The organism is Azospirillum humicireducens (assembly GCF_001639105.2).
Classification (GTDB): domain Bacteria; phylum Pseudomonadota; class Alphaproteobacteria; order Azospirillales; family Azospirillaceae; genus Azospirillum; species Azospirillum humicireducens.
Window position 1 is genome coordinate 762,987 of the sequence record NZ_CP015285.1, and the last position, 22,867, is coordinate 785,853.

Consider the following 22,867-nt stretch of genomic DNA (forward strand, 5'->3'; position numbering starts at 1 on the left):
ATGGCGATGGGTTCGCAGAAAGGCGTGTGACGTGAACAATTTCGGCAAGAACCTCGCACTCTGGATCATCATAGGGCTGCTGCTGGTAGCCCTGTTCAACCTGTTCCAGAGTTCCTCCACCCGCAGCCCGCAAACGACCGTTCCGTTCAGCGAGCTTCTCGCCGAAGTGGACCGGGGCCAGGTCGCCGACGTGACGATCAAGGGCAACCAGGTTTCCGGCCATTTCTCGGACGGCCGCTCCTTCAGCACCTATGTCCCGCCCGAAGCGGGGCTGGTCGAGCGCCTGACCAACAAGAACGTCCGGATCAACGCGGTCCCCGACGACAGCAACGTTCCGTCGCTGTTCTCGGTGCTGCTGTCCTGGTTCCCGATGCTGCTGCTGATCGGCGTCTGGATCTTCTTCATGCGCCAGATGCAGTCCGGCGGCGGCAAGGCGATGGGCTTCGGCAAGTCGCGGGCCCGCCTGCTGACCGAGAAGGTCGGGCGCGTGACCTTCGACGACGTCGCCGGCATCGACGAGGCCAAGCAGGAACTGACGGAGATCGTCGAGTTCCTGAAGGACCCGCAGAAGTTCCAGCGGCTGGGCGGCAAGATCCCGAAGGGCTGCCTTCTGGTCGGCCCGCCGGGTACGGGCAAGACGCTGACCGCCCGTGCGGTGGCCGGCGAAGCCAATGTCCCGTTCTTCACCATCTCCGGTTCGGACTTCGTCGAAATGTTCGTCGGCGTGGGTGCGTCCCGCGTCCGCGACATGTTCGAACAGGGCAAGAAGAACGCCCCCTGCATCATCTTCATCGACGAGATCGACGCGGTCGGCCGCCATCGCGGCGCCGGCCTGGGCGGTGGCAACGACGAGCGTGAGCAGACCCTCAACCAGCTGCTGGTCGAGATGGACGGCTTCGAGGCGAACGAGGGCGTGATCCTGATCGCCGCGACCAACCGTCCGGACGTTCTCGATCCGGCGCTGCTGCGTCCGGGCCGCTTCGACCGTCAGGTCGTGGTGCCGAACCCCGACGTGCTGGGCCGCGAGAAGATCCTCAAGGTCCATATGCGGAAGGTTCCGCTGTCGCCGGACGTCGACGCCAAGGTCATCGCCCGCGGCACCCCCGGTTTCTCCGGCGCCGATCTGGCCAACCTCGTCAACGAGGCGGCGCTGCTGGCGGCCCGCATCGGCAAGCGCGTCGTCGGCATGGCCGAGTTCGAGGCCGCCAAGGACAAGGTCATGATGGGTGCGGAACGCCGCTCCATGGTGATGACCGAGGATGAGAAGAAGCTGACCGCCTACCACGAGGCCGGCCACGCCATCTGTGCCATCCATTGCGCCGACAGCGACCCGGTCCACAAGGCCACCATCATCCCGCGCGGCCGTGCGCTGGGCATGGTGATGCGCCTGCCGGAAGGCGACCGCATCAGCCTGTCGCAGGCCAAGCTGCTGGCCGATCTGTGCGTCGCCATGGGTGGCCGCATCGCCGAGGAGCTGATCTTCGGCAAGGAGCGGGTGACCACCGGCGCCTCGGGCGACATCAAGATGGCGACCGAGATGTCGCGCCGCATGGTGACGGAGTGGGGCATGAGCGACAAGCTCGGCCCGCTGCTGTACGGCGAGCCGACGCAGGAGGTGTTCCTGGGCCATTCCGTGACCCAGCACAAGAACATGTCCGACCGGACCGCCCAGCTGGTCGACGAGGAAATCCGCCGCATCGTCGACGAGAGCTACGAGCGCGCCCGGACCATCCTGACCGAGAACATCGACCAGCTGCACACCTTGGCCAAGGGCCTGCTGGAGTACGAGACGCTGAGCGGCGACGAGATCAACCGTCTGCTGCGCGGCGAACCGATCCTGCGCGACGACGACCGCGACACGGTCGCCGCTCCGCCGCCGCGCCCGACCGCCGGCGGACGCCGCTCCTCCGTCCCGCCCAGCAGCGGGCAGGAAAGCGGTGGCATGGGTCCGGAGCCGCAGGGTACGTAAGGCTTCGGTACTGGAAATGAGAAAGGCGGCGCTGCGAGGCGCCGCCTTTTTTCTTGCGGGAGTGTTTGTAGTGGATGAGCGCTCGCCCCCTCCCTAACCCTCCCCCGCTTTGCGGGAGAGGGGACTGCCGCTGTCATATGGCTAAACCGCGTCACCAAGTGTCTTGCCCCCTCTCCCGCGTTAGCGGGGGAGGGATGGGGAGGGGGCAGACTGGCAGGCTCGGGACAACCCTCAGAACGCGCCCTTCTGTTCGCGGCGGCGGTCGAGCGCCACGTCGAACTGGCGGAGCAGCTTCTGCATGCCTTCGAAGTAGAGCTTGCGCGACGGCGTATTCTTCATGCAGCGGGCGTCCAGGTGGGCGACGCTGGTCAGGGCCGAGACGCAGTAGCCGAGCAGCCAGTAGCGCGAGCGGATGCTGCGCAGATAGTCGCGGAAGGGCTCCGGCTGGCCATTCATGAAGCTGCTGAAGGCGGTCTCGTAGTCCGACAGGATGGTGCGGATGTCGAGAAGAGTCGTCTCCAGCAGCTTGCCGACCTTCTCGATGTGCATCAGCAGCTGGGTCTCGTAGGGCTTGTGCATGCGGATGTCGACCGGAATGCACTCGCGCGACTTCAGCCAGGTCAGGATGATGCGGGCGCGCGGGGCGATGCGACGCAGCTGATATTCGTAGAAGGTGGTCCCCTTCCAGGCGCTGAAGATGGTGTCGGCCTCCGCCCGCTCGATGCCGAAGGCGGAGACGAACAGGCCGGCCTCTTCCAGGTTGGGATTCCAGATCGCTTCCAGGAAGCGCTCGATGCTTTGGGCGTTGCCCTGGCTGCCGGAGAGCGCCTTGCGGACGATCGGCTCGATGCGGGCGCGGATCAGGCGGCGGAGCTGGTGGTCCTCCTCGTTGCTGATCAGCCAGTGGCGCGGATCGACGTTGACCTTCTCCCCCTCGAAGCAGGTCTTGAGCAGGAAGGCGTCGAGCGACGGAACGTCGTCGATCATCGACAGCATCTTCATGTCGCCGATGATGCCGTTTTCCTGCGGTCCGTGCTTGATGCCGAACTGCTCCTCCAACAGCGCCTCGCTGTTGCGGCCGCGCAGATAGACGGCGACGCCCCCGGATTCGGGCGATTTGGCGTTGTGCGGCACATAGATGCCGGTTTCGACCGGCCGGCTGCCGCCTTCCAGCTCCTCGTCCTCCGCGATCGGATCGCCACCGTCGTCGTCGCGGTCGTCGAAGTTCGGGTACTTGAACAGGATGCAGTTGTTCAGGCCCTGCGCCTTGAACATGCGCTGCTCTTCGGGGATTTCGCGCGTGATGGCGATGAGATTCATCGACACGCTGGACCCGCCGTAAAGGATCTGCTCAAGGATCGGAGAAACCGAGTCCATTTTCTTACGAGCGCGCATGAATATTACCCAAATCCGCGAATATTGCGCAAATCATAAACGCCGCCTCTGCAAACGCAAAGAGGGATCGGCGGGCCGATCCCTCTCTTCATCATGCGATTGCAGGCGCGTCGCCGTGGCTCAACCTGGCCGGCCTCAGCCGGCCTTCGGCGTGCCGCCCAGCGAGCCGAGCAGGCTGGCGACCTCGGCCGCCTCGTCCACCGCGACCATGCCGACGGTGTGGTAGCCGCTGTCGACATGCATCACCTCGCCGGTGACGCCGCTGCCGAGATCCGACATCAGGAACAGGCCGGCGCCGCCGACCTCCTGGATGGTGACGTTGCGCTTCAGCGGGGCGTTCAGCTCGTTCCATTTCAGGATATAGCGGAAGTCGCCGATGCCGCTGGCGGCCAGTGTCTTGATCGGGCCGGCGGAGATGGCGTTGACACGGATGTTGCGGCCACCCAGATCGACGGCCAGATAGCGCACGCTGGCCTCCAGCGCCGCCTTGGCGACACCCATCACATTGTAATGGGGCATGACGCGCTCGGCGCCGTAATAGGATAGGGTGAGCAGGCTGCCGCCGTCCTTCATCAGCGGCACGGCGCGTTGCGCCACCGCGGTGAAGGAGTAGCAGGAGATGTCCATGGTGCGCAGGAAGTTGGCCCGCGTCGTGTCCAGGTACAACCCGTCCAGTTCGTTCTTGTCGGAAAAGGCGATGGCATGAACCACGAAGTCCAGCCCGCCCCATTCCTTTTCGATGGCGGCGAAGGTCGCATCGATGCTGCCCTCGTCCGTCACGTCGCAGGGCAGGACCAGCTTGGCGCCGACCTGTTCGGCCAGCGGCTTCACCCGCTTCAGCAGCGCATCGCCCTGATAGGTGAAGGCAAGCTCCGCCCCGTGCTGGGCCAGGGTGGAGGCGATCCCCCAGGCGATCGAACGATCGTTGGCCACGCCCATGATCAGGCCACGCTTGCCGGACATGAGCGGCATCGGATTGGACATCGGAACCTCGTGAACGACGGATGTGCTGCGGCTCCAGCCGCTAAAAGTGCGGCGCATCCTACACGAAAGCGCCCACCGGTCAAACCGACGCGGGCGGTCTTGCCGCAGGAGGCGTCGCATGTCATTCCCTAAGGACGAATCCCGCCCGGAGGAGGAGGAGCGCAGCCGCATTCTCGGCGGGCTGAGGGAACTGGGCGGCTTCTTCGGCCATTCGATGCTGCGCTTCTACAACGACAACTGCTTCCAGACCGCGGCGGCGCTGACCTACACCTCGCTGCTGGCGATCGTGCCGATCATGACCATCGGCTTCGCGATCTTCTCGGCCTTTCCGGCCTTCAGCGCGCTGCAGATGCGGATCCAGACCGCCGTCATCAAGAATCTGGTGCCGGAGATCGGCGACGCGATCCTGGAATATCTCGGCCGCTTCATGGCGAATGCCGGCCAGATGCCGATCTTCGGCGTGATCGGGCTGGCGATGTCGGCGGTGCTGCTGATCTGGACTATCGAAGGGTCCTTCGCCACCGTCTGGCGGGTGCGGGAGCCGCGGTCCTACGTCACCCGCATCCTGTCCTTCTGGGCGGTGGTGTCGCTGACGCCGCTGTTCGCCGGTGCCAGCCTGTCCTTGTCCAGCACGCTGTGGACCGCGCTGGAACTGGCGCATCTGGAGGGGATGGTCCATCCGCTGGCCGGCATCGGCATGCTGCTGCCCTTCTTGCTGCAACTGATCGGCTGCACGCTGCTGTACCTCATCATCCCCAACCGCGACGTCTTCTGGCTGGACGCCCTGTGCGGCGGGGCCATCGGCTCGGTCCTGCTGGAGGGATCGAAGGCGATCTTCGGCTGGTACATGCGCGAATACCCGGCCTACCAGACCATCTACGGCGCCCTGTCGGTCGTGCCGATCTTCCTGTTCTGGCTGTACATCGCGTGGTCGACGGTGCTGTTCGGCGCGGTGGTCGCTGCATCCCTGCCGGAATGGCGGGCCGGCAAGGTCACCCGCGGCGGCATGGAGGGGCTGCTGCCGGCCCAGCGGCTGGCGCTGGCGCTCGCCGTCCTGCACGAGCTGATGGAGGCGAGCCGGCTGGGCGTGGGGCTGCGCCGCCGCACGCTGGTCGGCCGGGTGCCGGTGGGGACCTTGCTGATCGACGGCATCCTGGAACAGCTGCGCGACGCCCATTGGGTCGCCCACACCACGCGCGACGCCTGGGTGGTGACCCGCGACATGGGCGAGGCGACGCTGCTGGAGCTGATGAAGGCGCTGGGCATCGGCATGCGCGGCTCCGTCCACGGGCTGGGCGGGCTGAACTTGCCCTGGCAGGAGCGCACCGCCCGGCTGCTGGACGCCGCGGAAGCCAGCCAGAGCGACCTGTTGAGCGTACCGCTGAAGACGCTGCTGAACGACGACCCGCCGCCTGAAGGGCAACCGGCGGGGCAGGGGGAAAGACAGGGAGCGGCGGGGCCGGTGCCGCTGCGGGCGGTGAAGAAGTAGCCGTTCAGGCGACGGCGGGCGAACCGGCTGTCGGCTGCGGCGGCGGGCCGAAACGGTTCTCCGCGGCATCGCCCTTGGTCACCGTCCAAACGAGGAGGACGATCCATCCGATCACCGGAACAATCGCCAACAGCAGCCACCAGCCGGACCGCCCGACGTCGTGTAGGCGGCGGGCGGATACAGCCAAGCCCGGCAGCAGCAGTGCCAGATTGACGATCGAGCTCAGGGGGCTGGCATCCTCGAATGGAAAGAGAGCGACATCGATGATGCCGGTGACGATGCTGATCAGCACGGTGAACAGAACCCAGTACCAGTATTCGGATCGCAGTGCGCGGCCGGAGAACCCGACATATTGGGAAAACACCGACCTGATGGCTTCGAAGAAATTCATTGTCCGCTACCTCGGCGAATGGCCTGCCGCGATTGGAGAGCCTGATGGAGCCACGATCCGCAGGCAATCGGTGCGGTGCAACACTCTCTGTCGAGACAAATCGGCTCCGGCCACAGCGTGGCGCCATCCTGGACAGGGCGCTGCATACGAAAACGGCCCGCCCCGGAGGGCAGGCCGCATGTCGATGCCGCCGCAGGCACGGCGATCGGATGCTATCGCTTACTCCAGCCCCGCCTTCCTGCGGACGTCGTAGCTGCGGGTCTTCGCCCACTGTTCCACGAACTTGACGAGTTCGGCGTCGGGCGGGTCGGGCAGGACGACCTTCAGCTTCACATACTGGTCGCCCGGCTGCTTGGTGGCCTGATTGACCACGCCCCTGCCGCGCAGGCGCAGGACCGAGCCGGTGTTGGCGCCCGGCGGCACCTTCACCGCGACCTTGCCGCTGATGGTCGGGACATTGACGGTGGCGCCCAGCACCGCCTCGTTCAGGGTGATCGGCACCTCGACATGGATGTCGCTGTCCTGCCGGGTGAAGAAGGGGTGACTTTCGACATGAACCTCGACGATGGCGTCGCCGTTGGGCATGCCGCCCATGCCCGGCAGGCCCTGGCCCTTCAGGCGCAGCTTGGTCTCGTTCTCCGTCCCAGGCGGGATGGCGACGTCGATGCTCTTGCCGTTGGACAGGTTGATGCGCCGCTTCGACCCGTTCGCCGCCTCCACGAAGGGGACGGTGACGGAATAGGAGATGTCGCTGCCGCGAACCTTCGGCCCGGTCGAGCCGCCGGTCGAGCCGCCCATTCCTGCCCCGCTCCCGGCCCCGCCGGGGCGGCGCCGGCCGCCGCCGAACAGGTCGGAGAACCAGTCGTCACCGCCGCCGAAGAAGCTGTCGTCGGCGGTGCCGCTGTAGGCCTTGCCCCGGCTGGTCCGGCCGCGGGCGCCGAAGCCCGCGTGCCGTTCCTGCCCGGACGGGTCGATCTCGCCCCGGTCGTAGCGGGCGCGCTTCTCGGCATCCGACAGCAGCGTGTAGGCGGCCGAGATTTCCTTGAACCGCTCCTCGTTGGCGGCGTCGCCCGGTTTCAGGTCCGGGTGATGCTGCTTGGCGAGCTTGCGGTACGCCTTCTTGATGTCGTCGGCACTGGCGGACCGGCTGACGCCGAGAACGCTGTAGGGATCGCGCGTGGCCACGGGCAGAGAGTTCCCGCCCCAACGGGGCTCAAGGGTTGCAGGTTGGACGTGTTACGAATTGCCGACGATCTTCCACGTACCGTCGGCCTGTTTGCAAGCGGTTCCGTATGCCTGCTCCGTTCGGCCCTTGACCACGATGGTCTGCTGGAACTCGCGGCAGTAGGTTCCGGTGTTGCTGTAGCCGTCACGGGTGGTGACGATGGTGCCGGAGTTGCCCGACTGCGGGTTGTTCCAGGTGATGCGGTCCCCGACCGGGGCGGCATAGGCCTGGCGGGCCGCCGTCTCGGCATAGCCGGCATCGGCCTTGTCGAGGGAGCTGCCGACCTCGCGGCCGATGAAGGCGCCCAGCAGGGTGCCGACGCCGGTCGCCACCAGCTTGCCCGTTCCGCCGCCGATCTGCGAACCGATCAGGCCGCCGGCCACCGCGCCGCCGACCGTGCCGACCGTTTCCTTCTGACCGCCCAGCTGGCAGCCTGCCAGCAGGGCCGCGACGATCACGGCCGGAACGACTTTCTTCACGAACATCCTTGCGCCTCGAAAAGGTTGGTTGCCGCGGCACCTTATCGGTGGCTTCGCGGTGGACAGTGATATAAGCGACCCTATCCTTGCTGTGAATTGTGATGAGGCTGTGACCCTTTCGCTTTTGCACAGAAGATCGCCCCCGCCCCCCGTTTTCGGACGGTGCGGGACCCATCGAGGCAGGACCCGATCGTAACAGGACCATGGGCATGACCGACAGCAGCGAGCGCGACCCATACGAACTCTTCGCCGAATGGATGAAGGAGGCCGAGCAGAGCGAGCCCAACGACCCCAACGCCATGGCGCTGGCGACCGCCGATGCGGCCGGCGTTCCGTCGGTGCGCATGGTCCTGCTGAAGGGCATCGATCCGCGCGGTTTCGTCTTCTACACGAACACCGAGAGCCGGAAGGGCGAGCAACTGCTCGCGAATCGGAACGCCGCCCTCTGCTTCCACTGGAAGACCCTGCGCCGGCAGGTGCGGGTCGAAGGGGCGGTGGAGGTCGTGACCGACGCCGAGGCCGACGCCTATTTCGAAAGCCGCCCGCGCGAAAGCCGCATCGGCGCCTGGGCATCGCAGCAGTCGCGCCCGCTGGAAGGCCGGTGGGAACTGGAGAAGCGGGTGGCGCAGTTCACCGCGAAATACGCCATCGGCACCGTCCCGCGGCCGCCGCATTGGACCGGCTTCCGCATCCTGCCCTCGCGGATCGAGTTCTGGCGCGACCGGCCTTTCCGCCTGCACGACCGGCTGGTCTTCCACCGCGCCGGGGAGGCGACGGACGCGGCGCCGCAGGGTTGGACGACCGAGCGGCTGTATCCCTGAGCAATGGCCCCGAACATTGGCTCTGGGCAGAAGCCCGGAGCGGAAGGCGACTCGTGAGCGAAAACCTGGACAGCGGGGCTCGGGCGGACCGTCTGCGCCGCCACGCCACCTATGCCAGCGTGGCGGTGGCTTCCACCCTGATCGCGGCCAAACTGGGGGCCTATCTGCTGACCGAATCGGTCAGCATCCTGTCGTCGCTGATCGATTCGACCACCGACCTGATGGCGTCGCTGGTGACGCTGCTGGCGGTGCGCCAAGCCATGCGGCCGGCCGATGCCAACCATCGCTATGGCCATGGCAAGGCGGAGGCGCTGGCGGCGTTGGCCCAGGCAGCCTTCATCGCCGGTTCGGCCGTGCTGCTGACCGTCGAGGCCGTGCGGCGAATCGTCCGGCCGGAACCGATCGAAGAGGGGACGGTCGGCATTGCGGTGATGCTGCTGTCGATCGTGCTGACGGCCGGCCTCATCACCTTCCAGCGCCGGGTGCAGGCGGCAACCGGGTCGGTCGCCATCGGGGCCGACCGGCTGCATTATTCCGGCGACCTGTTGATGAACAGCGCCGTCATCGCCGCCATCCTGCTGACCGAGGCGACCGGTCTCGCCATCGTCGATCCGTTGTTCGGCATCGGTATCGCGCTGTTCCTGCTGAACGGTGCCCGCGGCGTGGCGCGCGACGCGCTGGACGTCCTGATGGACCGCGAGCTGGGACAGGAGGAACGCGACCGCATCGCGGCGCTCGCCCGCGCCGAGCCGGGCGTGCGCGGCCTGCACGACCTGCGCACCCGCAATGCCGGCACCGGCTGCTTCATCGAACTGCATCTGGAACTGGACGGCACCCTGACACTGACCGCCGCCCATGAAATTGCCGACCGGGTGGAGCGGCGCCTGCGGGACGCCTTCGTCAACGCCGAGGTGCTGGTCCATCAGGAGCCCGCCGGGCTGGCCGACGACCGGCTGGACAACCGCATCGGCGGTTGAGGACAAGGTCTCAAGGCTTGTCGGGACCGCTTCCGGGTTGGTCCATACGATACGGTTCGGTATTGCGGGAGATCCCGTATTTCGTGACGAATATCAGTTGATGCACAATTTCAGGGCGTGGCCTCTCCTAAAGGTATCCTACCAAAGGACAGGGGGGGAGGGCCCATCCCGGACCGCCGGTTCGTTGCGAACATGTCTCAAAAGCGCAATAATAATGCTTGGGAGAAAGCGCTCGATTACAAAACAGCAAGAATGGTGGGCATAATGGATGGAAGCTTCACGCTTCGGCCGCATCTGATCGCGGACATCGCGACGGAAGCCGGCAATCTCGGCATCGAGATCGCGGACATCGCCGGCCACATCGAGGATGTGAACGCCCGCGTCACCCACCAGTCGGAGGTCTTCACGCAGCTGCGGGACACCGGCGCCAAGATGTCGCGCAGCACGCAGCGAATCTCCGATGCTTCGGCGGTCGCGCGGTCGGTGACGGAGCAGGCCCGGCAGGAAGTCGACAGTTCGCATGACCGCGTGCAGCGGTCGCTGTCCGATATCCATGCGCTGGTGTCGTCGGTGACGGGCATCGAGGGGCAGATCGCCGGCCTGCGCGATGCGCTGGACCGCGTCGGCAAGGTCGCCAAGGAGATCTTCACCATCGCCAAGCAGACCAATCTGCTGGCGCTGAATGCCACCATCGAGGCGGCGCGGGCCGGAGAGGCCGGGCGTGGCTTCGCCGTGGTCGCAAACGAGGTGAAATCGCTGTCGACCAAGACCAGCGAGGCGACGACGGAGATCGACGCGACGCTGAAGGTGCTGAATGAACAGGCCCAGCGCCTGATGGCCGAAAGCTCGGCCAGTGCGGCCAAGGCCCGTGCGGTCAGCGAAGGCACGGCCGCCATCGGCACGGTGATCGAGACGGTCGGCCGCGCCATGCGCGAGCTGAACGGCGAGACCGACAAGATCGACGCCGCCTCGGCCGAGATCGGCGCAAACTGCGGCGAACTGGAGCACGAGATCGCCGATCTGGCCGCCGGCGTGAAGCTGTCCAGCGACAACCTCGCCCAGGCGCGCGACCGGGTTAACAATCTGGTCGGCATGAGCGAGCGGCTGATCGGCGTCACCGCGGAGCTGAACATCGAGACGGTCGACACGCCTTTCATCGCCGCGGTGAAGGACGCCGCCGCCAAGGTGTCCGCAGCCTTCGAGGAGGCGCTGGCCCGCGGCGACATCAGCGAGGCCGATCTGTTCGACCGCAGTTACCAGCCGGTCGCCGGATCGGACCCTCAACAGGTGACGACCCGCTTCACCCAGCTGTGCGACCGCCTGCTGCCCGGAATCCAGGAGCCGGTGCTGTCGGCCAACGGACGGATCGTCTTCTGCGTGGCGGTGGACGACAACGGCTATCTGCCCACCCACAACCGGCAATTCAGCCAGCCGCAGGGCAAAGATCCGGTGTGGAACGCCGCCAACTGCCGCAACCGGCGCCTCTTCAACGACCGCGTCGGTCTGGCCGCCGGGCGCAGCACCAAGCCATTCCTGCTGCAGACCTACCGCCGCGACATGGGCGGCGGGAAATACGCCCTGATGAAGGACGTCTCGGCGCCCGTCACGGTGCGCGGCCGGCACTGGGGCGGGCTGCGGCTGGCCTACAAGGTGTGAGGAGAATTCGGGCTTGCCCCTTCCCTAACCCTCCCCCGCTCCGCGGGAGAGGGAACTCCGCCGCTTCGACACCTGACTCCCTCTCCCGCGATCGGACCGGCCGTTGGCCGGCCGAGAGCGGGGGAGGGTCGGGGAGGGGGCAAGCCCGCTTCAACCTCCTTCCAAGGCGCTTACGGCAGCACCACCGTGTACATGGCGGTGAATCGCGCTAAACTCGCCGGCCAAAGGGGTTGAGACGGCGCAAACTTGCGCTTCGGAGGCGGGGGAATGGGCTTCACGGTTACCTTCTGGGGCGTGCGCGGCACGATTCCCTGCCCGATGGCCTCGCATCTGGGCTTCGGCGGCAACACCTCCTGCGTCGAGGTGCGGGCCGGCAAGCAGCACATCATCATCGATGCGGGAACCGGGCTGCGCGCGCTGGGACGCAAGCTGCTGGCGGAGGGGGTGAGCAGTGCAACGCTGCTGCTGAGCCACACCCACCTGGACCATATCAGCGGCTTTCCCTTCTTCGCGCCGGCCTATACCAAGGGCTTCGGCCTGCGGGTGATCTCCGGCCATCTCACCGGCAGTCCGGATATCGAGTCGGTGATGGCGCGCCAGATGGAGCGTCCGCTGTTCCCGGTGCCGCTGCGCACGATGGGCGGCGACCTGAGCTTCCTGGAGGTGCCGCCGGGCCACAGCTTCAAGCTGGAGGGCGGGGTGCGCATCCACACCGCGGCGCTGAACCATCCCGACGGCGCCACCGGCTACCGGATCGAATATCAGGGACGCTCGCTCGCCTATGTCACCGACACCGAACATGTGCCGGACCATCCCGACCGCAACATCCTGAACCTTGTCGACGGGGTCGACCTGCTGCTCTACGATTCGACCTATACCGACGAGGAGTGGTCGCAACGGATCGGCTGGGGCCATTCCACCTGGATGGAGGCGGTTCGGATCGCCCGCGCCGCCCATGTGAAGACTCTGGGCCTGTTCCACCACGATCCCGACCACGACGACGCCGCGATGGAACGGATCGAAGCCGCGGCGAAGGCGGAATTCCCCAACTGCTTCGCCGCGCGCGAAGGCACGACGATCTCCCTGGATTGATCTCCCTGGATTGATCTCCCCGGATCGATCCGCCTGATCCGATCTTCCCGGACTGAATGCTCCCCATAGAATGACGGCCACAATCCTGATCCTGTTCGGCGCCACCTATCTGGGCATGGCGCTGGGCCGCTTTCCCGGTCTCAGCATCGACCGAACCGGCATCGCGCTCGTCGCCGCCATCCTGCTGCTGGCAACCGGGGCGCTCGATACCGGCCAGCTGGTGGCGGCGGTCGATTTCCCGACGATCTTCATCCTGCTGGGGCTGATGATCCTGTCGGCGCAATATGCCGGCAGCGGCTTCTACGACTGGTGCGCGCTGAAGGTGGCCCAGGCGGCGCGGTCGCCGGCGCGGCTGCTGGCGGTGATCGTGCTGGTCGCCGGCGGGCTGTCGGCGGTGCTGGCGAACGACGTGGTCGTCTTCGCCATGACGCCGATGCTGTGCCTTGGCCTGCTGGCGCGCAAGCTGGACCCGCGGCCCTACCTGATCGCGCTGGCGGGCGCCGCCAATGCCGGCTCGGCGGCGACGGTGATCGGCAATCCGCAGAACATCCTGATCGGGCAGGTCGGGCATCTCGATTTCTGGCGCTTTGCGGCGGTGTGCGGTGGCCCGGCGCTGGCCGCGATGCTCATCGTCTACCTGACCGTCTGGTTCGTCTGGCGCGGCCGCTTCGGCGAACCCTCACGGGAGGGGATGGGCGCAGAGGTGGCGCCGGTGGCGCTCGACCGCTGGCAGCTGGGCAAGGCGGTGGCGGCGACGCTGGCGCTGCTGGTGCTGTTCACCCGCGACATCCCTCAGGAACATTCGGTGCTGCTGGTGGCAGGCGTGATGATGGTCAGCCGGCGCATGGCCAGCCGCGACATGCTGGGCATGGTGGACTGGCACCTGCTGGTCCTGTTCGCGGCGCTGTTCGCCATCAACCATGCGCTGGGGCTGACCGGCATCCCGGCGGCGCTGGTCGGCGATCTCCAGGCTGCGGGATGGCTGCCCGACCGGCTGGCGGTGATGGTCCCGCTGGCGCTTGCCGGCAGCAACAGCATCGGCAACGTGCCGGCGGTGATCCTGCTGCTCGCCGCCTGGCCGAACCCGCCGGAAGGGGCGCTGTACGGGCTGGCGCTGCTGTCGACGCTGGCCGGCAACCTGCTGCTGCCGGGAAGCCTTGCCAACATCATCGTGGCGGAACGGGCAGCGGCCTCCGGCGTGCGGCTGGGGTTCGTGGAGCATGCCCGCTGCGGCGTGCCGATGGCGCTGCTGTCGATGGCGGTGGCGGCGGTCTGGTTGTGGGCCGGCGGCTGGATGGCCCCTTGAAGGAAGGGCTGCAAAGGACTGGCTGCAATTAACGGGCTGTATTTCGTAATCGTATTGCGATTCTGTAAAGTGCAAGACTCTTTTTCGAACTGCGACAAATGGAGTAGTCTCTATGCGCACCGGGGGAGGGCGCGCTGTGAGTTTGGTCGTCCAGTTCATGGAGTTCATCGAGAGCGCGCCGAACCAGTCGCTTCGGGCGCTGAGCGACCGCGTGCTGCGCAAGTGCCGGGAGGTGACGGGGGCCGAAGCCGGAACGGTCTTCATGCTGCGCGGGCAGGGGCGGGGACGGCATCTGGAGGCGGTCAGCGCCCAGAACGACGTGATCCGCGCCAAATCCGCCCTGTTCACGGTGCCGATGAACCAGACCTCCATCGTCGGTTATGTCGCCGCCACCGGCGAGACCCTGCTGCTGGACGACGCCTACGAGATTCCCGAGGAGCGGCCCTACCGCTTCAACCCCGCCTTCGACCAGCGTACCGGCTTTCGCACCCGCTCGATCATGGCCTTCGCCCTGAAGGGGGCCCGCGGCCGGCCGATCGGGGTGGTGCAACTGATCAACCGCCGGTCCATGCCGGGGGAGGCGGGGCCGCCGATCTTCCTGCCCTACCACGAGCAGATGATCGCCCCGGTCAACCACATCGTCGGCCGCGCCCTGGAGCGGGCTGCGACGCTGGAACGGCTGACCGAACGCAACCGCGCCCTGACCAGGGAGCGCCGCCGCGTCGCCGAACTCCAGGCGGAGACGGAGCGCGCCTTCATGGTGTCGGTCAACCTGCTGGCGCGCGCCGCCGAGGTGCATGACGAGGAGACCGGCAACCACATCCTGCGCGTCAACGAATACTCCTATGCGCTTGCTGGCTGGGCCGGCTGCAGCCGTGCCTTCTGCAAGGAAATCCGCTTTTCCGCAGCCCTCCACGATGTCGGCAAGATGAGTGTCGATCAGGCGGTTCTGCACAAGAAGGGCCGGCTGGACGAGCGTGAACTGGCGGAGATGCAGAGGCATCCCATCTACGGCCACGACATCCTGATCGCGTCCGACCGGCTGAAGATGGCCGCGGACATTGCGCTGTGCCATCACGAGCAGTGGGCCGGCACCGGCTATCCCCAAGGGCTGAAGGGCGAGGAGATCCCGCTTGCCGCCCGCATTGTCGCCATCGCCGACTGCTATGACGCCCTGCGCAGCGCCCGTCCCTACAAGCCGTCCTTCAGCCATGAGAAGACGGTGGACATTCTGCTGAACGGCGACGACCGGCTGGATCCCAAGGTGCATTTCGATCCCCGTCTTCTTGCGCTGTTCTCCACCCGCCATGCGGAGTTCGATGCGATCTGGGTGGCGCTGAAGGACCAGGAGAAGATCGAGGCGTGAAGAACGCCGGCAGGAGCCGGCCTGTCATGAAGGACGCTTCCGGCACTCCGCCAAACACACTCCTTGATCCGTATCAACGCGAACGGTCGGTGTTACGGGTGAAATGGCGGGCAGAGGGAGCGACCATGAAGTATGTCGAAGAGTTCCGTGATCCGGTTCTTGCCCGCAATGTCGCCGCTGCCATTGCTCGGGAGGTGCGGGCCGACCGGTCCTATCACTTGATGGAGTTCTGCGGCGGGCATACCCATGCCATCTCCCGCTATGGCATTCCCGATCTTCTGCCTGCAAATGTCCGCATGATCCATGGGCCGGGCTGCCCTGTCTGCGTTCTGCCGGTGGGGCGGATCGACGACGCCATCGCGCTTGCCCGCCGGCCGGAGGTGACCATGTGCACCTATGGCGACGTCATGCGCGTGCCAGGGTCGGGGCGGCTCAGCCTGCTGAAGGCCAAGGCGCAGGGCGCCGATGTCCGCATGGTGGTGTCGGCCGACGCCGCGGTGCGCATCGCCGCGGAGAATCCGGGGCGGCAGGTCGTGTTCCTCGCCATCGGCTTCGAGACGACGACCCCGCCCACCGCGCTGGCGGTGCGGGCGGCCGCGGCGCAGGGGCTGACCAACTTTTCCGTCTTCTGCAACCATGTGCTCACCCCTTCGGCCATCCAGGGCATCCTGTCCGGACAGGAGGAGGGGCTGTCGCTGGACGGCTTCGTCGGGCCGGCCCATGTCTCGGTGGTGATCGGCTCGGAAGCCTATGCCCCCGCCGCGGTGGAGCATGGCAAGCCGGTGGTGATCTCCGGATTCGAGCCGCTGGACGTGCTGCAGTCGATCCTGATGCTGGTCCGCCAGATCAACGACGGGCGGGCGGAGGTGGAGAACCAGTTCACCCGCGCCGTCACCGCCGATGGCAACCGCAAGGCCCAGGCGATGGTGGCCGAGATCTTCGAGACGCGCCCGTCCTTCGAATGGCGCGGTCTGGGCAGCATCCCGCACAGCGGATTGAAGCTGCGCGAGGCCTATGCCTCCTTCGATGCCGAACGGCGCTTTCCCATCGCCGGGACCAGCGTTCCCGACCACAAGGGCTGTGATTGCGGGGCCATCCTGCGCGGGGTGAAGCGGCCGGTCGACTGCAAGCTGTTCGACACCGTCTGCACGCCGGAGAATCCGATGGGCTCCTGCATGGTCTCGGCCGAGGGAGCCTGCGCGGCGCATTACACCTATGGACGGTTCAGAGACGCCTGACCGGACGGCATCAGGCCGGCCAGGCTGCTGCGGCCTTTCACCGCAGACCGCCCACCGCAGGCTGGACGAGTGCCGTGCGGTTCAAACATGATGCAGATGAAACAATCCGCTCGGCCTTTCATTGGCCCGGCGGAGAATGGCGGACGTCGAAGGACATCGCATTTCATTCCGGGAGGGCCCCCATGACCTACAAGCACATCCTCGTTCACCTCGACAGCAGCCCCCATGTCGAGGCGCGGCTCGATGCCGCCATCGCGCTGGCGCAGCGCCACGGTGCTTTCCTGCGTGGACTGTTCGCCCAAGGCGACCGCAACGCCACCAGCGTGATCGCCCGCCGGTCGAGCGACCATCTCGTCGAGGCTTCGGCGCGCAGCGAGGCGCTGTTCCGGGATAAGCTGGCGGCGGCCGGTCTGCAGGGCCAATGGCATGGATTGACCCATGGCGAATACAACCACGTCATCCGCGAGGTCATCATCTGGTCGCGCTTCGCCGACCTGACCGTGTTGGGGCAGTATGACCGCGACGCCGGAACGCAGGCGGCGCCGGAGGAGTTGAACGAGCAGGTGGTGCTGAATTCCGGCCGTCCGGTTCTGGTCGTGCCCTATGCCGGCCGCTTCCCGGTGATCGGCAAGCGCGTCGCCGTCGCCTGGAACGCGGAGCGCGAGGCCGCCCGTGCTCTGTCCGATGCCATGCCGGTGTTGGAGAAGGCCGCCGAGGTGACGGTGATCACGGTTCTGACCCAGGCATCCGGCTCCGCGCCCGAGGCGCCGCGGGTCGGTCTTCTCGACCATCTCGCCTTCCACGGCGTGACGGCCGAGCAGACCCATTTCACCGTCAACGACATCGGCGCGATGGACGCCCTGCTTGCCCGTGCCATGGACACCGGCGCCGACCTGCTGGTGATGGGCGCCCACGGCCACTACGGTTTCCCGTTCCTGCACCGCGGCAGCGGAACCCGGCATGTCCTGCGCACCTGCCCGGTGCCGCTGCTGCTGTCGCATTGAGCGTCTGTCGATTGTCCCATCCATGCCTCTCCCGCTGAGAGCGGGGGAGGCATGGTGGGGGGCTGCCGCCTCCGTCACGCCGCCTTGACCCCGTCCAGGAAACTCTGCACCTCCTGGCGCAGGCGGGTGGACTCGCTGCTGAGGTGGTCGGCGACGCTGCGGACCTCGCCGGCGGCGCGGCCGGTGTCGCCGGCAGCGCGGGTGACGCCGACGATGGTGCTGCTCACCTGCTGGGTGCCCTGGGCCGCTTCCTGGACATTGCGGCTGATCTCCTGTGTCGCAGCACTCTGCTGCTCCACCGCCGAGGCGATGGTCGCCGAGATCTGGCTGATCTCCGTGATGATGCGGCCGATCTCGTCGATGGCGGCAACCGCCTCGCGGGTGGCGCTCTGGATGGTGGCGATCTGGCCGGTGATGTCCTCGGTCGCCTTGGCGGTCTGGTTGGCGAGGCTCTTCACTTCGCTCGCCACCACGGCGAAACCCTTGCCGGCCTCGCCGGCGCGCGCCGCCTCGATGGTCGCGTTCAGCGCCAGCAGGTTGGTTTGCGCGGCGATGTTGTTGATCAGATCCACCACCTCGCCGATCTTCTGTGCACCGTTGGCAAGGCTGGAGACGACGGTGTTGGCGCGTCCGGCGCCGCTGACCGCCTGATCGGCGACGCGGGTCGATTGCGAGACCTGCCGGCCGATCTCGGCGATGGAGGAGGACAGCTCTTCCGCCGCCGCGGCCACGGTCTGGACATTGGCGGAGGCCTGCTCGGCCGCCGAGGCCACCGTGGTGCTCTGGCGGTTGGTCTCTTCGGCGGTGGAGGTCAACGTGCCGGCCGACTGCTGCATCTGGGTGGCTGCACCCGACAGGCTCTGGACCACCGCGGTCACATTGTTTTCGAAGGCGCGTGTCAGCTCTTCCAGACGGGCGGCCCGGCGGGTCTTGGCCTCATCCTCGGCGCGCTGGGCGGCGGCGAGGCGGTCGGCCTCGATGGCATTGCGCTTGAACACATCGACGGCCTCGGCCATGGCTCCGATCTCATCACGGCGGCCGACGCCGGGAACTTCGACCGACCGGTTGCCGCCGGCCAGCCGGCTCATGGCTGCTGTCATGGCGACGATGGGGCTGGCAATGGCGCTGCGCAGGAGCATGCCGGCAGCGATGGCGACCAGGACAGAGGCGAGCGCGCCGGCGATGGCGGCGGAGTAGCCGGTGGAGAAGGCGGACCGCTGCTCCACATAACGCATGTCCAGCAGGGTACGTTCGGCGTCCTCGATCTGCACCACCAGGGTGCGGATGCTGTCCATCGCCGACTTGCCCAGCGCCTTGGCCTCCATCGCGCGGGCTTCCTCGCGCGTTTCGGGCTTGGACATCAGGGCGATCTCCTTCTCGGCAATGGTGCGGCGCCAGACGTCGGCATGCTTGCGCAGCTCTTCCAACCGGGCCTGCTGCTGCGGGTTGTCGGCTGTCTGCGATTTCATCTCGGCCAGTGCACGGTCGAAGGTTTGGGCACCTTTGCGGTAGGGCTCAAGGAAGGCTTCGTCGCCGCTGACCAGATAGCCGCGCAAGCCGGTCTCCTGGTCGATCATCGCCGTCAGCACCGTGCCGGTGTTCTGGATCACCCGGTAGGTGTGGATCGTCCAGCCGATGGATGCCTGGATTGACGATAAGGTCGAATAGTTGGCGGCACTGATGATGCTGGTGATGGCGATCAGGGCGGTAAAGGCGGCCATAATCTTGCCGCCGATACGGAGGTTCATGAACCAGGACATCTTTTTGCGCCTCATGTGACCGAAGGGGCATTCTGTTTGCGCGGACAATCGCCTCGCTTGCCGAATTGCATTCAAATGGGTGAGTGGCTTACCCAATCGAATGCACCCACTGATACGGCGGCATTCGAGACTTCGATCATCGAAAATATTTCGTATGTCGAAATCTTCGGTCTATTACATAGAGGCTATGCCGGATTTCCAAACAAAGCGCCGGCAACGCTCCTGTTCTCTCCCGTTGCTTGCAGGGAGTCTTGTTTGCGATACAGGGGTATGGACAGGACATAGTGTCGCATCGAACGCGCGATTGTCCGGTTCAGCGGCGCAACCGCATGTCGATGTGGGGAATCCCGAAATCGTCATAGGACTCGGTGATCCTGACGAAACCGAAGCTGCCGTAGAAGCGCTCCAGATGCTGTTGGGCGCCGATCACCACCTCGCGCTCCGGCCAGCGTTCCGCCAGCACCGCAAGGGACTCGGCGACAAGCGCCCGTCCCAGTCCGGTGGAACGCTGCGACGGATCGACTGCCAGCCTCCCGAATGAGGCCGGGGCATCCGGCCCGTCCTCGCCCGGATCAAGACAGCGTGCACAGCCCACGACGAAACCGGCTGAGTCGGTGGCGATCAGGTGCAGGGCGCCCGGATCGCGGCCGTCGATGTCGGGGTAGGGGGAGGCCTGCTCGACCACGAACACCCGGCTGCGCAGGGCCAGCAGGCCGTGCAGTTCGCGAAGGCTCAGGGCGTCGAAGGGGACACGGCGGATGGGCGGTCTGGACATCGGGGAGGCGTACCGGTCAGGCGACCGCATTGCGGATCATATAGTCGGCGATATCCTTGGGCTTGATCTTGACCTCGGTCAGCGGTTCGTCGGCGGTCATCGCCTTGGCGACCAGCAGGCTGTTCTGCACATTGGTCAGGGCGACGCGGAAAATGCCGGCCGCGCCCTTCAGCCGCGGGTAATAGGTGGGGTCGATCACCTTTTCACGTCTGCCGAGTCGGGCCAGCGCGTTCTCCTCGTCCAGCCCGTCGATCTCCTTGGCGTCGATCAGCTTCCAGTCGGTCTCGCCACCCCAGCCGGTGGCGACGGCGGATTTCACGGCGGCCTCGTCCTCGGCGACGCCCAGCTTGAAGATGTGCTTCCCCTGCCCGACGTCGGACGCCCATTTGGTCAGGGCGGCGCTGCGCGCGACGAAGACGACGGCCATGACGACTTGATCCTCTTGAGGAGAAATGGTGGAAGCGGGTTACTGCAGCGACGACTGGCGCGCGATCGGCGTGATCAGGATGCGGGTGACCACGTCCTTGCCGAACATGGCGATCACCGATTCATCGATGCGGCGGCGCAGGGCCGGGACGTTGGCGATGTTGCCGCGGACGATCCAGCCTTCGTCGATGCCCTTGTAGATGGCGGTCAGCACGGCGTCGTGCAGGCGGGGGATGCTCAACTGCACCTCGCCCAGCCGCAGGGCGTCGCCGATCTCGAGGTTCACTTCGACCTGGGTGTATTTCTCGATCCGGCCCCCATTCACCACCGGAACCATCAGCGGTTTGATTCGCACCGACGGGGGCAGGGCGCCAGGCGCCCCTTCGGCGGCGGAGGCGGGCAGGGCGGCCGTCAGGATGCCCGCCAGCGACAGCGCTGCGACCAGGGCGGCGCGGGCGGCACCGGAAAAGCTGCGGGCCGGAATGCTGTTCGAATTGGGATCGGCAGGCTGAAGGCTGCGCATCGGGAGCACCGCGAAGAACCGGAAGGTGTCGAAGCCTACCGGTCCGCCGCGATGCTTGCAACCTTGGCCCATGCTCTCAGGGTTGGCCCGGATGCGGGCGGTCACCGCAAATCGGTGTCCGTCAGGCCGCCTTCTTGCCGCTGGCGGCGATTGCCTTCTTGTTGACGTCGCCGATGGCAAGTTTGTTCAGCAGCGAGTCGGTGTCCTTTTCCTCCTGAAGGGTTTCGTCCAGCAACTGGGCGACCTTGTCCAGGCCGCAGGCGGTGGCATAGGCGTGGAGCGTGCCGTAGCTGGCGATCTCGTAATGCTCCACCTTCTGGGCGGCGGCGATCAGGGCGGCGTCCTGGACCTCCGGGGCGAGCCCCATTTCGAGGATTTCCTGGGCTTCGCTGATCAGCCCCTCCATCGCGTCGCAATGCTTGCCGCGGGGGCGGGTATCCAGCTCCTCGAAGGCCTGTTGCAGCCGTTCGATCTGGCCGTTGGTCTGTTCGAGGTGGGTTCGAAGGCTTGGCGGAGCTGGTCGGAATGGGCGGCCTTGATCATCTTGGGGAGGGCCTTCGTGATCTGCTTCTCGGCGTGGTAGATGTCGCGGAGATCCTCGATCAGCAGATCCTGCATCGTCTTGGCAGCCATGGTGACGGTCCTTCCTCGCTGTGGATGTCCATCCGGCGGGCGTTTGCGGAGCGGGGCTCCTGCGCGCCGGATCGGCAGCGTGGACAACAGCGGCGACGGCCGGGTGTTGCAGTCTCGAACGGGGACTGACCATCGGGCGAATGGGCTGACGGATGGCCGGGCGAATGAGTGCCGAAGGAGGATTCATATGACGGCAGGCAAAGGGGATGGCGAGGTTCTGTTCGAGTTCCAGCGGGTCGGCAGCTATCTGCGGGTCACCGCCATCGACGCCCAGACCGGCGTGGAGGTGACGGTGGCCGGCCCGGCGACCGGCAGCCAGGAACTGCTGAAGCGGACGGCGATCAACAAGCTGCGCTTTGTCCAGAACAAGGGCGGCCAGAACAAGGATGCCAAGGCGGCACCAGGGCAGAAATCCGGTCCCGGCACTGGCACCAAGCCGCGAACCGGCGGGCTTTACTGACCTCCGTCCGGTGCCGTAAAAAAGAAAACGCGCCGCCGGTCGGGACCGGGCGGCGCGGATCGAAGTCTGGCTTTGCTGATGGTGAGCGCCGGCATGCCCCCGTCGGCGGTCCGGGCAGTAACCTCGGGCCGCCGGTCGTAGAGCGAACCGCTCGACCCCGACAGTAGACCTATGCCTGCCCGTTGACACTGGCGCAGGGGGTGTAACGCTTGTAGAACCGCGCATCGCTGAACGAATGGCGCATATGAAGGGCGCTCATCCGCGCCGTCCGTTCGGATCGCGATCGGCGGACGTGGACCGATCGTTTCCGGGCCGGCCTTGCGGGGCCGGTTGTTCTCCGGAGCCAAGGACCGAAACACCAGAGGATCGAGGCGATGGTTCGTGTGACGGCTTTCCTGCGCGTGTCCTTCATGTCGGCGGCGCTTGCGGCAACCCTGCTTGCTGCCCAGGTGGCGACCGCAGCGGGGACCGCGCAGCCGGGCGGAGGGCCGAATGCCGGCGTCCACACCGCGCAGGGGCAAGGCGGTCAAGGTCATGGAGGGCAGGCGGTGTCGCGGTCCGGTGGCGACAAGCAGGCCGGCCCGGCCAACGCGGCGCCGCTTTCCACGGCTCCCCCGTCGTCGACACCGGCCGCCGGCTGCCTGAAGCCGGGCGTTCCGCTGTGCATGGACGACCAGGCCACCTTCCTCAGCGCCGACAGGATGTCGTCCTGCCAGGGCGAGGTGAAGGAGTATGTCGACAGGTCGATGACCTATCTGACCTGCCTGAACGACGAGAACATCGCCACGGGGCGCGAATTGAGCCGGAATGTCGATCGTTTCAACTGCCGCCTGTCGGGCCGGAAGGGCTGCGCCAACTGAGACGCGCCTCCGGACGGAGGTGGAGACCTGAACATTGG

The 22,867-nt window shown here is 66.5% G+C and carries 21 protein-coding genes and 1 pseudogene; 12 read left to right on the top strand and 10 right to left on the bottom strand.

Annotated features, from left to right (window positions below):
* Window positions 1-31 precede the first annotated feature (31 nt).
* Window positions 32-1,969 (top strand): ATP-dependent zinc metalloprotease FtsH, encoded by a 1,938-nt coding sequence (ftsH, locus tag A6A40_RS03465; RefSeq protein ID WP_063634124.1) that lies wholly within the window; start codon window positions 32-34, stop codon window positions 1,967-1,969.
* Window positions 1,970-2,200: 231 nt separating this feature from the next.
* Here ftsH and A6A40_RS03470 read toward each other — a convergent pair whose 3' ends face one another.
* Both A6A40_RS03470 and fabI read right to left on the bottom strand, forming a co-directional pair.
* Window positions 2,201-3,289 carry a hypothetical protein gene (locus tag A6A40_RS03470; protein WP_236783775.1) on the bottom strand — a complete coding sequence of 363 codons (1,089 nt, stop codon included), beginning with the start codon at window positions 3,287-3,289 and terminating at the stop codon, window positions 2,201-2,203.
* A 210-nt stretch (window positions 3,290-3,499) separates the two neighbouring features.
* The gene (gene fabI, locus A6A40_RS03475) at window positions 3,500-4,348 is read right to left on the bottom strand and encodes an enoyl-ACP reductase FabI (RefSeq protein WP_063634126.1); all 849 of its coding nucleotides are present in this window, start codon (window positions 4,346-4,348) and stop codon (window positions 3,500-3,502) included.
* A 118-nt stretch (window positions 4,349-4,466) separates the two neighbouring features.
* Between fabI and A6A40_RS03480 the strand changes: the two genes are divergently transcribed.
* On the top strand, window positions 4,467-5,837 hold the full coding sequence (locus A6A40_RS03480) for a YihY family inner membrane protein (RefSeq protein ID WP_063634127.1): 1,371 nt from the start codon (window positions 4,467-4,469) through the stop codon (window positions 5,835-5,837).
* Window positions 5,838-5,841: 4 nt separating this feature from the next.
* Here the strand turns inward: A6A40_RS03480 and A6A40_RS03485 are convergent, their stop codons facing one another.
* The 3 genes from A6A40_RS03485 to A6A40_RS03495 all read right to left on the bottom strand — a co-directional run bounded on the left by A6A40_RS03485 (window position 5,842) and on the right by A6A40_RS03495 (window position 7,938).
* Window positions 5,842-6,228, bottom strand: coding sequence for a DUF805 domain-containing protein (locus A6A40_RS03485; RefSeq protein WP_063634128.1), 387 nt, complete (start codon window positions 6,226-6,228; stop codon window positions 5,842-5,844).
* Between the two features lie 219 nt (window positions 6,229-6,447).
* The gene (locus A6A40_RS03490) at window positions 6,448-7,413 is read right to left on the bottom strand and encodes a DnaJ C-terminal domain-containing protein (RefSeq protein WP_063634129.1); all 966 of its coding nucleotides are present in this window, start codon (window positions 7,411-7,413) and stop codon (window positions 6,448-6,450) included.
* 51 nt (window positions 7,414-7,464) lie between these two features.
* Entirely contained in the window at window positions 7,465-7,938 is a 474-nt protein-coding gene (locus A6A40_RS03495; RefSeq protein ID WP_063634130.1) for an RT0821/Lpp0805 family surface protein, read from the bottom strand.
* 203 nt (window positions 7,939-8,141) lie between these two features.
* Here A6A40_RS03495 and pdxH point away from each other — a divergent pair, with 203 nt between their 5' ends.
* The 8 genes from pdxH to A6A40_RS03535 all read left to right on the top strand — a co-directional run bounded on the left by pdxH (window position 8,142) and on the right by A6A40_RS03535 (window position 17,392).
* Window positions 8,142-8,753 (top strand): pyridoxamine 5'-phosphate oxidase, encoded by a 612-nt coding sequence (gene pdxH, locus A6A40_RS03500; RefSeq protein WP_063634131.1) that lies wholly within the window; start codon window positions 8,142-8,144, stop codon window positions 8,751-8,753.
* A gap of 53 nt (window positions 8,754-8,806) precedes the next feature.
* Entirely contained in the window at window positions 8,807-9,730 is a 924-nt protein-coding gene (locus tag A6A40_RS03505; protein WP_063634132.1) for a cation diffusion facilitator family transporter, read from the top strand.
* Between the two features lie 264 nt (window positions 9,731-9,994).
* The gene (locus A6A40_RS03510) at window positions 9,995-11,386 is read left to right on the top strand and encodes a methyl-accepting chemotaxis protein (RefSeq protein WP_082860709.1); all 1,392 of its coding nucleotides are present in this window, start codon (window positions 9,995-9,997) and stop codon (window positions 11,384-11,386) included.
* Window positions 11,387-11,653: 267 nt separating this feature from the next.
* A complete protein-coding gene (locus A6A40_RS03515; RefSeq protein WP_063634134.1) occupies window positions 11,654-12,478 on the top strand; it encodes an MBL fold metallo-hydrolase in 825 nt (274 codons plus the stop codon).
* A gap of 70 nt (window positions 12,479-12,548) precedes the next feature.
* The gene (locus tag A6A40_RS03520; RefSeq protein WP_063634135.1) at window positions 12,549-13,784 is read left to right on the top strand and encodes an SLC13 family permease; all 1,236 of its coding nucleotides are present in this window, start codon (window positions 12,549-12,551) and stop codon (window positions 13,782-13,784) included.
* A gap of 136 nt (window positions 13,785-13,920) precedes the next feature.
* Window positions 13,921-15,150 carry a GAF and HD-GYP domain-containing protein gene (locus A6A40_RS03525; protein WP_236783720.1) on the top strand — a complete coding sequence of 410 codons (1,230 nt, stop codon included), beginning with the start codon at window positions 13,921-13,923 and terminating at the stop codon, window positions 15,148-15,150.
* A gap of 125 nt (window positions 15,151-15,275) precedes the next feature.
* Window positions 15,276-16,388 (top strand): hydrogenase formation protein HypD, encoded by a 1,113-nt coding sequence (gene hypD, locus A6A40_RS03530; protein ID WP_063634137.1) that lies wholly within the window; start codon window positions 15,276-15,278, stop codon window positions 16,386-16,388.
* A gap of 182 nt (window positions 16,389-16,570) precedes the next feature.
* Complete coding sequence (locus tag A6A40_RS03535) at window positions 16,571-17,392, top strand: universal stress protein (RefSeq protein ID WP_063634138.1); 822 nt, start codon at window positions 16,571-16,573, stop codon at window positions 17,390-17,392.
* A 74-nt stretch (window positions 17,393-17,466) separates the two neighbouring features.
* Here the strand turns inward: A6A40_RS03535 and A6A40_RS03540 are convergent, their stop codons facing one another.
* The 5 genes and pseudogenes from A6A40_RS03540 to A6A40_RS03560 all read right to left on the bottom strand — a co-directional run bounded on the left by A6A40_RS03540 (window position 17,467) and on the right by A6A40_RS03560 (window position 21,509).
* Complete coding sequence (locus tag A6A40_RS03540; protein ID WP_236783721.1) at window positions 17,467-19,140, bottom strand: methyl-accepting chemotaxis protein; 1,674 nt, start codon at window positions 19,138-19,140, stop codon at window positions 17,467-17,469.
* Between the two features lie 325 nt (window positions 19,141-19,465).
* The gene (locus A6A40_RS03545; protein WP_063634139.1) at window positions 19,466-19,927 is read right to left on the bottom strand and encodes a GNAT family N-acetyltransferase; all 462 of its coding nucleotides are present in this window, start codon (window positions 19,925-19,927) and stop codon (window positions 19,466-19,468) included.
* 16 nt (window positions 19,928-19,943) lie between these two features.
* A complete protein-coding gene (locus A6A40_RS03550) occupies window positions 19,944-20,354 on the bottom strand; it encodes a hypothetical protein (RefSeq protein WP_063634140.1) in 411 nt (136 codons plus the stop codon).
* A 39-nt stretch (window positions 20,355-20,393) separates the two neighbouring features.
* Window positions 20,394-20,876: a hypothetical protein gene (locus A6A40_RS03555; RefSeq protein WP_063636104.1), complete on the bottom strand. Its 483-nt coding sequence runs from the start codon at window positions 20,874-20,876 to the stop codon at window positions 20,394-20,396.
* 121 nt (window positions 20,877-20,997) lie between these two features.
* A pseudogene (locus tag A6A40_RS03560) lies at window positions 20,998-21,509 on the bottom strand (YciE/YciF ferroxidase family protein).
* A 187-nt stretch (window positions 21,510-21,696) separates the two neighbouring features.
* On the opposite strand from A6A40_RS03560, the gene A6A40_RS03565 reads away from it, so the two are divergent.
* Window positions 21,697-21,969: a DUF6898 family protein gene (locus tag A6A40_RS03565; RefSeq protein ID WP_063634141.1), complete on the top strand. Its 273-nt coding sequence runs from the start codon at window positions 21,697-21,699 to the stop codon at window positions 21,967-21,969.
* 374 nt (window positions 21,970-22,343) lie between these two features.
* Window positions 22,344-22,829, top strand: a complete 486-nt coding sequence (locus A6A40_RS03570) for a hypothetical protein (protein ID WP_063634142.1) — start codon at window positions 22,344-22,346, stop codon at window positions 22,827-22,829.
* Window positions 22,830-22,867 lie beyond the last annotated feature (38 nt).

What these genes read in the sequence shown, in the direction of transcription:
- A6A40_RS03470 (WP_236783775.1), bottom strand. Translation starts at nt 3,289, where the DNA reads ATGAATCTCATCGCCATCACGCGCGAAATCCCCGAAGAGCAGCGCATG.
- fabI (WP_063634126.1), bottom strand. Translation starts at nt 4,348, where the DNA reads ATGTCCAATCCGATGCCGCTCATGTCCGGCAAGCGTGGCCTGATCATG.
- A6A40_RS03480 (WP_063634127.1), top strand. Translation starts at nt 4,467, where the DNA reads ATGTCATTCCCTAAGGACGAATCCCGCCCGGAGGAGGAGGAGCGCAGC.
- A6A40_RS03485 (WP_063634128.1), bottom strand. Translation starts at nt 6,228, where the DNA reads ATGAATTTCTTCGAAGCCATCAGGTCGGTGTTTTCCCAATATGTCGGG.
- A6A40_RS03495 (WP_063634130.1), bottom strand. Translation starts at nt 7,938, where the DNA reads ATGTTCGTGAAGAAAGTCGTTCCGGCCGTGATCGTCGCGGCCCTGCTG.
- pdxH (WP_063634131.1), top strand. Translation starts at nt 8,142, where the DNA reads ATGACCGACAGCAGCGAGCGCGACCCATACGAACTCTTCGCCGAATGG.
- A6A40_RS03510 (WP_082860709.1), top strand. Translation starts at nt 9,995, where the DNA reads ATGGATGGAAGCTTCACGCTTCGGCCGCATCTGATCGCGGACATCGCG.
- A6A40_RS03515 (WP_063634134.1), top strand. Translation starts at nt 11,654, where the DNA reads ATGGGCTTCACGGTTACCTTCTGGGGCGTGCGCGGCACGATTCCCTGC.
- A6A40_RS03520 (WP_063634135.1), top strand. Translation starts at nt 12,549, where the DNA reads ATGACGGCCACAATCCTGATCCTGTTCGGCGCCACCTATCTGGGCATG.
- hypD (WP_063634137.1), top strand. Translation starts at nt 15,276, where the DNA reads ATGAAGTATGTCGAAGAGTTCCGTGATCCGGTTCTTGCCCGCAATGTC.
- A6A40_RS03535 (WP_063634138.1), top strand. Translation starts at nt 16,571, where the DNA reads ATGACCTACAAGCACATCCTCGTTCACCTCGACAGCAGCCCCCATGTC.
- A6A40_RS03540 (WP_236783721.1), bottom strand. Translation starts at nt 19,140, where the DNA reads ATGAACCTCCGTATCGGCGGCAAGATTATGGCCGCCTTTACCGCCCTG.
- A6A40_RS03545 (WP_063634139.1), bottom strand. Translation starts at nt 19,927, where the DNA reads ATGTCCAGACCGCCCATCCGCCGTGTCCCCTTCGACGCCCTGAGCCTT.
- A6A40_RS03550 (WP_063634140.1), bottom strand. Translation starts at nt 20,354, where the DNA reads ATGGCCGTCGTCTTCGTCGCGCGCAGCGCCGCCCTGACCAAATGGGCG.
- A6A40_RS03555 (WP_063636104.1), bottom strand. Translation starts at nt 20,876, where the DNA reads ATGCGCAGCCTTCAGCCTGCCGATCCCAATTCGAACAGCATTCCGGCC.
- A6A40_RS03565 (WP_063634141.1), top strand. Translation starts at nt 21,697, where the DNA reads ATGACGGCAGGCAAAGGGGATGGCGAGGTTCTGTTCGAGTTCCAGCGG.
- A6A40_RS03570 (WP_063634142.1), top strand. Translation starts at nt 22,344, where the DNA reads ATGGTTCGTGTGACGGCTTTCCTGCGCGTGTCCTTCATGTCGGCGGCG.